Origin of the sequence: Micrococcus sp. 116 (assembly GCF_902506395.1) — a bacterium.
Lineage (GTDB): Bacteria > Actinomycetota > Actinomycetes > Actinomycetales > Micrococcaceae > Micrococcus > Micrococcus luteus.
Map to the genome: position 1 here is coordinate 196,878 of NZ_LR732370.1, position 9,953 is coordinate 206,830.

Annotated in this window: 9 protein-coding genes and 1 tRNA gene; 7 read left to right on the top strand and 3 right to left on the bottom strand. The window is 73.7% G+C overall.

Features of this window, described 5'->3' with window-relative positions:
- From CITRIK5_RS12390 to ilvA, 7 genes are all read left to right on the top strand, one after another.
- The coding region (locus CITRIK5_RS12390) for a DUF501 domain-containing protein (RefSeq protein WP_370462556.1) at positions 1-1,617 on the top strand (1,617 nt) is incomplete at its 5' end.
- A gap of 53 nt (positions 1,618-1,670) precedes the next feature.
- Positions 1,671-3,086, top strand: coding sequence for an NAD(P)/FAD-dependent oxidoreductase (locus tag CITRIK5_RS00915; RefSeq protein ID WP_036316342.1), 1,416 nt, complete (start codon positions 1,671-1,673; stop codon positions 3,084-3,086).
- A gap of 91 nt (positions 3,087-3,177) precedes the next feature.
- Positions 3,178-3,254 (top strand) — tRNA-Leu (locus tag CITRIK5_RS00920).
- A gap of 184 nt (positions 3,255-3,438) precedes the next feature.
- Positions 3,439-4,314: a Bax inhibitor-1/YccA family protein gene (locus tag CITRIK5_RS00925; RefSeq protein ID WP_036384970.1), complete on the top strand. Its 876-nt coding sequence runs from the start codon at positions 3,439-3,441 to the stop codon at positions 4,312-4,314.
- A gap of 121 nt (positions 4,315-4,435) precedes the next feature.
- Positions 4,436-5,407 carry an aldose 1-epimerase family protein gene (locus tag CITRIK5_RS00930; protein ID WP_101967356.1) on the top strand — a complete coding sequence of 324 codons (972 nt, stop codon included), beginning with the start codon at positions 4,436-4,438 and terminating at the stop codon, positions 5,405-5,407.
- Complete coding sequence (locus CITRIK5_RS00935; protein WP_101967355.1) at positions 5,404-6,621, top strand: AI-2E family transporter; 1,218 nt, start codon at positions 5,404-5,406, stop codon at positions 6,619-6,621. The genes CITRIK5_RS00930 and CITRIK5_RS00935 overlap by 4 nt, the downstream gene beginning before the upstream one ends.
- Positions 6,621-7,952 carry a threonine ammonia-lyase gene (gene ilvA, locus CITRIK5_RS00940; RefSeq protein WP_101967354.1) on the top strand — a complete coding sequence of 444 codons (1,332 nt, stop codon included), beginning with the start codon at positions 6,621-6,623 and terminating at the stop codon, positions 7,950-7,952. The genes CITRIK5_RS00935 and ilvA overlap by 1 nt, the downstream gene beginning before the upstream one ends.
- 10 nt (positions 7,953-7,962) lie before the next feature.
- Here the strand turns inward: ilvA and CITRIK5_RS00945 are convergent, their stop codons facing one another.
- From CITRIK5_RS00945 to CITRIK5_RS00955, 3 genes are all read right to left on the bottom strand, one after another.
- A complete protein-coding gene (locus CITRIK5_RS00945) occupies positions 7,963-8,601 on the bottom strand; it encodes a GPP34 family phosphoprotein (RefSeq protein WP_101967353.1) in 639 nt (212 codons plus the stop codon).
- A 96-nt stretch (positions 8,602-8,697) separates the two neighbouring features.
- The gene (gene greA / locus CITRIK5_RS00950; RefSeq protein WP_002856531.1) at positions 8,698-9,192 is read right to left on the bottom strand and encodes a transcription elongation factor GreA; all 495 of its coding nucleotides are present in this window, start codon (positions 9,190-9,192) and stop codon (positions 8,698-8,700) included.
- Positions 9,193-9,449: 257 nt separating this feature from the next.
- On the bottom strand, positions 9,450-9,896 hold the full coding sequence (locus CITRIK5_RS00955; protein ID WP_036316331.1) for a DUF4307 domain-containing protein: 447 nt from the start codon (positions 9,894-9,896) through the stop codon (positions 9,450-9,452).
- Positions 9,897-9,953 lie beyond the last annotated feature (57 nt).

Here is a 9,953-nt window from a genome sequence, read left to right on the forward strand (position 1 = left end):
CGCACCCCCGAGGACACCATGACCGTCAGCCCCCGCCCCGCCCAGGACCGCACCGTCACCGAGAAGGACCTGGACACCCTGTCCCGCCAGCTCGGCCGCCCGGTCCGGGACGTCGTGGAGATCGGCGCCCGCTGCGTGTGCGGCAACCCCCTCGTGGCCACCACCGCGCCGCGGCTCTCCAACGGCATCCCGTTCCCCACGACCTTCTACCTGACCCACCCCGTGCTGACGGCGGCGGTCTCGCGCGTGGAGGCGGACGGGGAGATGGCGCGCATGAACGACCGCCTCGCCCAGGACCCCGCGCTCGCGGCCGCGCACCGCGCGGCGCACGAGGCCTACATCGCCGAGCGGGACCGGGTCGGGGCCGAGGCCGGCACGGGGCCCGTCCCGGAGATCGCCGGGGTCTCGGCCGGCGGCATGCCCGAGCGCGTGAAGTGCCTGCACGCCCTCGTGGGCCACGCGCTCGCGGCCGGGCCGGGGGTGAACCCGCTCGGGGACGAGGCGATCGCCCTGGTGGCCCCGTGGTGGACGCCCGAGGTCTGCGCGTGCGAGGGCGCGTGGGACGAGGCCGCGGCGGTGCCCACGAAGGACCTCTCCCGGCACGTGAAGCACCTCGAGCGCGTCGCCGCGCTGAAGGAGGTGACGGTGGCCGGCGTGGACTGCGGCACGAACTCCATCCGCCTGCTGATCTCCCGGCCGGCCGGGACGGACGAGACCACCGGCGCCGGGGCCGACCCGGCGGCGCCGCTGGCCGACGTCGTGCGCGAGATGCGCGTGGTGCGCCTGGGCGAGGGCGTGGACGCCACCGGCGCGTTCTCCGACGCCGCGCTGGAGCGCACCTTCGCGGCGGTCGACGAGTACGCCCGCCTGGTCCAGCGCCACCACGCCGGCCGGGTCCGGTTCGTGGCCACCTCCGCCAGCCGGGACGTCTCCAACCGGGCCGCGTTCGTCGACGGCGTCCGGGAGCGGCTCGGCGTCGAGCCGGAGGTCGTCTCGGGCGCCGAGGAGGCCGGCCTGTCCTTCGCGGGCGCCGTCTCCGCCGTCGAGACCGCGGACCTGGGCCCGGAGGACCTCGTGCTCGTCGTGGACCTCGGCGGCGGCTCCACCGAGCTGGTCGTCGGCACGCCCGCGGGCGAGGTCGTGGGCGCGGTCAGCCTGGACATGGGCTGCGTGCGGTTCACCGAGCGTCATCTGCGCTCCGACCCCCCGACGTCGGATGAGGTCACCGCGGCCCGCGCAGACGCGCTCCGTCTCCTCGACGACGCCGCCGCCCGCCTGCCGCTGGAACGCGTGGCGCGCGTGGTCGGCGTGGCCGGCTCGGTGACCACCGTGACCGCCGAGGCCCTCGGGCTCAGCACGTACGAGCCCGAGGCCATCCACGGTGCGCGCCTGCCGATCGCCGAGTTCCGCGCGGCGGCGGAGGGCCTCGTGGCGGCGACCCGGGCCGAACGCGCCGAGCGGGGGTTCATGCACCCGGGACGGGTGGACGTGATCGGCGCGGGCGCGCTGCTGTGGAGCACCGTCCTGGAGCGGGTGGCCGAGGTCGCGGGCGTCACCGAGGCCTGGGCGAGCGAGCACGACATCCTGGACGGGATCGTGCTCTCGCTGCGGTCCTGACCACGACGGCGGAGAGTGGAGGGGCCGGGCCCGTGCGTGCGTAGACTGGCGGTATGTCTCTCACCCCTGAACTGTCTCCCAAGCCGCGCCTGCTGATCGTCGGCGGCGGCTACGCCGGGTTCCATGTCGCCCGCGAGCTGCAGAAGAAGGTCGCCGAGCGCGGCGGCGTCGTGACCGTCGTCGACCCCCGCCCGTACATGACGTACTACCCGTTCCTGCCCGAGGTCGTGGGCGGCCACATCGAGGGCCGCCACGTGAACGTGGACCTGCAGACGCACCTCAAGGACGCCGAGGTCGTCCGCGGCGCCGTCGTGTCCGTGGACCACGCCGGCCGCACCGCCGTGGTGCGCGGCGAGGGCGGCGACGAGTTCGAGATCCCGTACCAGGACATCGTGATGACCGCGGGCGCCGTGACCCGCGTGTTCCCGATCCCGGGTCTGGGCGAGCAGGGCATCGGTCTGCGCTCGGTCGAGGAGGCCGTCCAGCTGCGCAACCAGATCCTGGAGCGCCTGGACGCCGGTTCCCTGATGACGGACGCCGAGGAGCGCAAGCGTGCCCTGACCTTCGTGGTGGTGGGCGGCGGCTTCGCCGGGATCGAGGCCATCGCGGAGATGGAGAACCTCATCCGCAACGCCGTGGAGCGCAACGAGCGCCTCTCCCAGTCGGAGATCCGGATCGTCCTCGTCGAGGCCATGGGCCGCATCATGCCCGAGGTCTCCGAGGAGCAGGCCCAGGGCGTGGTGGAGCACCTGAAGGACCGCGGCATCGAGGTCCTGCTCAACACCTCGCTGGGCGACGCCACGGACGGCGTCATGAAGCTCGTGGCCATGCCCTCCAAGGAGGAGGCGGAGACCTTCGCGGCGGACACCCTCGTGTGGTGCGCCGGCGTGGTGGCCAACTCCGTGGTCAAGAGCACCGACTTCCCGGTGGACGACCGCGGCCGCGTGGAGGCCACCCCCACCCTGCAGATCAAGGACGGCGAGGCCGGCGCGCTCGAGGGTGCGTGGGCCTGCGGCGACGTCTCCGCCGTGCCGGACCTGACCGGGGCCGGCCCGGGCGGCTTCTGCGTCCCGAACGCCCAGCACGCCATCCGTCAGGCCAAGCGTCTGGCCGCCAACTACATGGCCGTGCGCCACGGCGAGGGCGAGGTGCAGGAGTACGTGCACAAGTCCCTGGGCACCGTGGCGGGGCTGGGCTTCGGCCGCGGCGTGGGCAACCCGCTGGGCACCAAGATCGCCGGCATCCCGGCGTTCCTGGCCCACCGCGGCTACCACGGCTACGCGATGCCCACCCTGGAGCGGAAGTTCCGCATCCTGTCCGGCTGGGTCGCCGAGACCCTGTTCGGCCGTGACTCCACCTCGGTGGCGGGCCTGGACACCCCGTTCAACCCGTTCCGCCGCGCCGCGGGCGTCGAGCTCGAGCCCGGCCGCTTCGAGCGGCAGCGGGCCCTCGAGTCCTCGAAGGGCTGATCCCGCAGCCAGCGGGCCGCCGGCCCCGTCCGAGCGCATCGGGCGGGGCCGGCGTCGTCCACACCCGGGCCCGCGTCCACGGGCCCGCCACGCCCCCGTGGCCCAACTGGCAGAGGCGGCCGACTTAAAATCGGCGTGTTGCGGGTTCGAGTCCCGCCGGGGGCACCACGCGTCTCCCCGCGCGCCTCGCTTCTGCGCCCACCGTGAACAGCCGGTGAACCGGCGCGGATCCACGCTCCGACCCCGCGCGCGGACACAGACCTCCCGATAGGATCGTGCTGAACCCCGGGGCACGAACGCGGCTCACTGCGGCGGCGTGCGACCGGGCCGACTCGACCCGAAGGAGTGAGCCGTGGCGAATCCGGTCATGAACTCTCAGAACTTCCAGCAGCAGATGCAGGGCGGCGGACAGGCGCAGCCCGGTTGGTACCAGGGCGGGCAGCAGTCCGCGCAGTCCCCGTACGGCCAGCAGCAGAGCCCGTACGGCCAGGCCCAGGCGTTCGGCGCCGGCCAGGCGGCCCAGCAGTACGCGCACCAGCAGTCCATGGAGGACGCCTTCCGCGCGCCCTCCGCCGGCCCGGAGCAGACCGGCCGGATGACCTTCAACGACGTCGTCGGCAAGACCGGCCTGATGCTCGTGCTCGTCGTGGTGGCGGGCGCCGTGGGCTGGTTCTCGCCGGGCCTGATGATCATCGGCGCGATCGCCGGCCTCGTGCTGGGCCTGGTCAACGCGTTCAAGCGCGAGCCCTCGCCCGTGCTGATCATGGCCTACGCCGTGGCGCAGGGCCTGTTCCTGGGCGGCATCTCGGCGTTCTTCGAGGGCGCCTACCCGGGCATCGTGGTGCAGGCCGTGCTCGGCACCTTCTCCGTGTTCGCGGTGATGCTGGCGCTCTACACCTCGGGCAAGTTCCGCCCGACCCCGCGCATGACGAAGATCGTCATGGGCGCCATGATCGGCTACCTCGTCTTCATGCTCGTCAACCTGGTCCTCACCTGGACCGGCATCGGCAACATGCGTGAGGGCGGCCTGGGCCTGATCATCGGCGCGATCGCCGTGCTGCTCGCCGCGTACTCGCTGACGATGGACTTCGAGATGGCCGCCGTGGGCGTGAAGAACGGCGCCCCGCAGAAGTACTCCTGGTCCGTGGCCTTCGGCCTGACCGTGACCCTGATCTGGCTGTACATCGAGATCCTGCGCATCGTCGCCATCCTGCGCGGCAACGACTGACCGGCGCCCCGTCCCCGCACGGAGACCCGCACCGCCGCCCCGGTCCTGCACAGGGCCGGGGCGGTCTGCGTCCGCGAGGGCGTAGATTGAGGGGGTCCCTCGCCGCCACTCAGGAGGTCCCGTGACCGAGACCAGCGACCTGCCCGCCTTCGGGGCTCCGGACGCCACCGGCACCCAGCACCGCCTGCACCGCGGGTCCGCGGAGGCCGTCGTCGTCGGCCTGGCCAGTGCCCTGCGCAGGTACCGCGTGGGCGGCGTGGACCTGACCGAGCCGTACGGCCAGGACGTGGTCCCGCCCGCCGCCAACGGCATCCAGATGAGCCCGTGGCCGAACCGCGTCGCCGGCGCCCGCTGGATCCTGGACGGCGTCGAGCAGCGCCTGGACGTCACCGAACCCGCGCGCGGCCACGCCAGCCACGGCCTGCTGCGCAACACCCACTTCGTCACCGAGACGTTCTCCGCCCACGCGGTGACCCTGCGCGGTGAGATCCACCCCCAGCACGGCTGGCCGTTCCGGCTCACCCACCGCGTCACGTACGAGCTCGAGGCGGACGGCGGCCTCACCGTCACCGCCGAGGTGCAGAACCACACGGACGCCACCGTGCCCGTGGCGGTCGGCTCCCACCCGTTCCTGCGCATCGGGGACGTCCCGACGGCGGAGCTGAGCCTGCGCGTGCCCGCGGACGCCTGGATCCGCACGGGGGAGGACCTCATCCCCGTGGAGACCCTGCCGGTGGACGGCACCGACCTGGACTTCCGCCGCGGCCGGGCCGTGGGCGAGGCCGCCCTGGACGTGTGCCTCACCGGCCTGACCCCGGACGCCGACGGCCGGCACCGCCAGACCCTGCTCGCCGCGGACGGCCGCGCCGTGACCCTGTGGACCGACCACGCGTTCGCCTACACCCACGTCTTCGTCACGGACCGGCTGCCCGGCCGTGACACGGCGCTCGCGGTGGAGCCGCTCACCGCTCCCGCGGACGCCCTGAACTCGGGGGAGGGCCTGCACCGGCTCGCCCCGCACGCCCGCTGGAGCGTCCAGTGGGGTCTGACCCCCCATGTCCCCGACCACCCACACGAGGAGGATCGCGCGTGAGCTCGACCCTGGCGGCCCAGACCAAGATCGACAAGGACGTGCCCTACGGGCTGACGGTGGCCGCGGCCTGGTCCTGGCGGCTGGTGGCCGTCGTCATCGGCATCGGCGTCGTGGTGTACCTGCTGGGCTTCGTGAGCCTCGTGGTGATCCCGATCCTCGTGGCCGCGCTGCTGGCCACCCTGCTGGCCCCGGTGTTCCAGGCGATGCGGCGCATCAAGGTGCCGGGCATCGCGGCCGCCCTGCTGTGCGTGCTGCTGTTGGTCGTCGTCGTGGTGGGCCTCATGGGGCTCGCCGGTCAGCAGATCGTCCAGGGCGTCGCCCAACTGGGCGACCAACTGGGCCAGGCCGTCGACGACGCGATCGCCTGGCTGGCCGGCGTGGGCGTGGAGATCCCCCGGTCCGGTGCCGGGCTGGAGGGCCTGTGGCAGACGCTGCGGGACAACTCCGCCACGCTCATGAACAGCGCCGTCTCGTTCGGCTCCACGGCCGTCAACATCGGTGCGGGCCTGTTCATCGCCCTGTTCTCCCTGATCTTCTTCCTCTACGACGGCGACCGCATCTGGCGCTTCCTGCTGATCTTCGTGCCGAAGGCGCACCGGGCCACCGTGGGCCGCGCGGGCCGCTCGGGCTGGCAGTCGCTCGGCTCCTACGTGCGGGTCCAGATCTTCGTGGCGTTCATCGACGCCGTCGGCATCGGCATCGGTGCCCTGATCCTGGGCGTGCCGCTGGCCATCCCGTTGGCCGTGCTCGTGTTCCTGGCCTCGTTCATCCCGATGATCGGCGCCACCCTGACCGGCGCGATGGCGGTGCTCCTGGCACTGATGTCCAACGGCCTGGTCAACGCGCTGCTCATGCTGGGCGTGGTGCTGCTCGTGCAGCAGATCGAGTCGAACGTCCTGCAGCCGCTCGTGATGGGCAAGGCCGTCGCGCTGCACCCGCTGGCCGTGTTCCTGGCCGTCGCCGCCGGCTCCACCGTCCTCGGCCTGGCGGGCGCCGTGTTCGCCGTGCCGGTGCTGGCCTTCGTGAACAGCTTCGTCCGCGCCCTCACCGCCGACACCCCCGAGGAGCTCACGGAGCGGACGGACCACGCCCTCGAACCGGGCGGCGCGGAGGACGAGGCGGCCGGCTCCCACCGGTACCGCCCCTCGACGCACGAGGACGCCGCCCTCGCCTCCGAGGCCGACGCGGGCACCCGGCACGGGGACGGCGCCTGATGGGCGCGGCGCAGGCCACGGACACCCCGGACCGGACCGTCCCGACGCCGTCGCCCCGGTGGGTGCGGCCCGCCGGCGGCCCGCCGGCCCCGACGGCGCTGCCCGTCACCCTCGAGGAGATCGAGCGGGCGCGCGAGACGCTGCGCGGGATCGCCGAGCTCTCCCCGCTGCAGCACTCCCGGGCGCTCTCCCGGGCCGTGGGCACGGACGTGCACCTGAAGTGCGAGAACCTGCAGCGGGCCGGCTCGTTCAAGGTCCGCGGCGCCTACGTGCGGATGGCGCAGCTGAGCGAGGAGGAGCGCGGCCGCGGCGTCGTGGCCGCCTCGGCCGGCAACCACGCCCAGGGCGTCGCCCTCGCGGCCGCCAAGCTCGGCATCCGCGCCCGCATCTTCATGCCGCACGGCGTCGCCCTGCCCAAGCTGCAGGCCACCCGGGACCACGGCGCCGAGGTCGTCCTGCACGGCTCCACCGTGGACGAGTCCCTCGCCGAGGCGCAGCGGTGGGCCACGGAGACCGGTGCCGTGTTCATCCCGCCGTTCGACGACCCGGCCGTGATCGCGGGCCAGGGCACCGTCGGCCTCGAGATCCTCGACGTGCTGCCGGACGTGGACACCGTGATCATGGGCATCGGCGGCGGGGGGCTCATCGCCGGCACGGCCGTGGCCCTCAAGGAGGCCGCCCGGCGTCGTGGGCGCACGGTGCGCGTCATCGGCGTGCAGGCGGCCACCGCCGCCGCGTTCCCCGGCTCCCTCGAGGAGGGCCGCGTCCAGGTGCTGGAGAGCGTGTCCACCATCGCGGACGGCATCGCCGTCGGCAGGCCCGGGGCCCTGCCGCTGCGGATCGCCGCCGAGCTGGTGGACGCCGTCGTGACCGTCACGGACGACGAGATCGCCGCGGCCCTCGTCCACCTCCTCGAGCGCTCCAAGCTCGTCGTGGAGCCGGCGGGCGCCGTCGGGGTGGCCGCCCTGCTGGCGGGCCGCACGGCGGACCTGGGCTTCGAGCTCGGCACCACCGCCGTGATCCTCTCCGGCGGGAACATCGATCCGATGCTCATGCTGAAGTCCATCCAGGCCGGACTGTCGGCCGCGGGGCGCTACATGACCGTGCGCATCCCGCTGCGGGACCGCCCGGGCGAGCTGGCCACGATCTCACGGATCATCGCGGACACGGACGCCAACGTGGTGCGCGTGGACCACACCCGCGTCGGCCCGGAGCTGTCCATGGGCGGCGTGCACATCACGATCGACATGGAGACCCGCGGCGCCGAGCACTCCGCCCAGGTGCTGGAGGCGCTGCGCGCGGCCGGCTACAGCCCGGCCCCGCTGCCCTGACCGGGCCGGCTCAGGCCGCGGAGCCGGCGGCGGCCGCGGTGACGGTGCCGGAGGTCCCGCCCACCGCGCGGCGCACGGCCTGGACCAGGAGGTCCTCGCGCGTCAGCGCCTCGATGCGGCGGACCATCTCGCGGCGGTCGTAGCGCTCGTGGGCGCCCGGCAGCAGGCGTCGGGCGAGGTTGAGGTGCTGCAGCACGCCGAGCAGGAGCACGTCCTCGTCGGAGGGCTCGGCCTCGTCGAGGACCACGGCGGTCAGGTGCGCCAGCAGCTCGGTGCGCTCGGTGCCCCGGGGGACGTGCCGGGTGGCCAGGAAGGCCTTGCGCTCGGTGAGGCGGCCGGTCTCGGTCAGATGGGCGACGACGGCCTTGCGCAGGTCCGGCTTGCCGGCCGCCACAGTGGACACGAGCGGTCGGCCGGCCAGGGCGTCGACCTGTCCGAGGGAGGAGTCCAGGACGGGGTCGCCGGTGGTGCCGGCCGCGGTCACGAGCACGCGGGCCCGGTCCACGGGGACGTCCTCGAGGGTCACGATCCCGGCGGAGCGGTGGTCGGCCAGCGCGGCGGCCGCGAGGGCCACGCGGTGGTGGGAGGGGCTCTCGGAGAGCCCGTCCTCGCGGGTGAGCAGCAGGTGCGCCTTCTCGACGGTCAGCATGGGGCCAGAGTAGCAACGGGGGCGCGGTGGGACCCGGGACGGACGACGGCCGCGGCCCCTGGAGGGGACCGCGGCCGTCGTCGGAGTCGGGGTCGGTCAGCCGGAGTAGGGCTGGACGTCCTTGACCTCGACCTTGATGTCCTTGCCGTTCGGGGCGGTGTAGGAGACCTTGTCGCCCTTCTTGGCGCCGTTGATGGCCTCACCGAGCGGGGAGCGCTCGGAGTAGACCTCGAGCGACTCGTCGTCCGCGGCGATCTCGCGGTTGCCGAAGAGGAAGGTCATCTCGTCGCCGGCGACGACGGCGGTCACCACGGTGCCCGGGTGCACGGCGCCGTCGTTCTCGGCGGCCTCGCCGACGCGGGCGGTCTCGAGCAGGTGCTTCAGCTCGGCGATGCGGCCCTCGTTCTTGGACTGCTCCTCGCGGGCGGCGTGGTAGCCGCCGTTCTCCTTGAGGTCGCCCTCGTCGCGGGCGGCCTCGATGCGCTCGATGATCTCCTGGCGGCCGGGGCCGGAGATGTGCTCGAGCTCCTTGGAGAGGCGGTCGTACGCCTCCTGGGTCAGCCACGGGGCGTCGGACTGGCTGGTGGTCATGCTCTGTTCCGCCTTTCTGTCTCGGGTGATGCGGAGTCCGGGGCGCGGCACACCGGGTCCGGTGCGCGATCCGCGTCCGGCGGACGCGCCCGCATGCGAAAGACCCCGCCGACCAGGAGGACGCGCGTGACCCGAGGGCTCCGTGCGACGCCTGCCTGACTCACCGGCGGGGCGGGAATGCTCCGACGAGTCTATCCGGGCGGCGTGCGTCACACCAAAGGCGGCCGCTACGCCGAGGGCGGAGCGGCCGGGAGGGCTCAGACCTTGCGGCAGGTCTCGACGATGCCGGAGTCGCCCCGCACCACGGTGCGCACGTCCACGGTGTAGCGCTGCTGCGCGTCCGAGGGGGAGTCCCGCCGGTCGGCCGGCAGGGTCTCCAGGCGGACGGTGCGGAAGCCGACGGGGGCGGCGTGGGAGTCGGTGACGAGCACATCGCACTCGGCCTGGACGCCCTCCGGGACGGAGGCCTGGAAGGTGACGGTCGCGTGGCCGTCGTCCTCGATGGTGAAGCCGACGTCCTTGTACTCGATGGCGCCCACGGACATGTTCAGGCCGATCCACACGGACAGCAGCACGGCCACGACCAGCCCGAGCCCGCCGAGGCCCGCCCACAGCCGACGACGGCCCGGACGCGTGTGGTTCGTGCCGTACCGGTTGGCTAATGTGGGGTCCTGCGCGCGGACCGCGGGGGCGTGGTGAGACATCCCCTCCACCCTAGCCGCTGCCCGCCGCCGGAGGCCGATGACGACGTCGGCCCCGCC

Excerpts from the sequence above, each read along its gene's own strand:
- CITRIK5_RS00945 (WP_101967353.1), bottom strand. The coding sequence starts at position 8,601 with ATGCTGACCGTCGAGAAGGCGCACCTGCTGCTCACCCGCGAGGACGGG.
- CITRIK5_RS00955 (WP_036316331.1), bottom strand. The coding sequence starts at position 9,896 with ATGTCTCACCACGCCCCCGCGGTCCGCGCGCAGGACCCCACATTAGCC.
- ilvA (WP_101967354.1), top strand. The coding sequence starts at position 6,621 with ATGGGCGCGGCGCAGGCCACGGACACCCCGGACCGGACCGTCCCGACG.
- greA (WP_002856531.1), bottom strand. The coding sequence starts at position 9,192 with ATGACCACCAGCCAGTCCGACGCCCCGTGGCTGACCCAGGAGGCGTAC.
- CITRIK5_RS00915 (WP_036316342.1), top strand. The coding sequence starts at position 1,671 with ATGTCTCTCACCCCTGAACTGTCTCCCAAGCCGCGCCTGCTGATCGTC.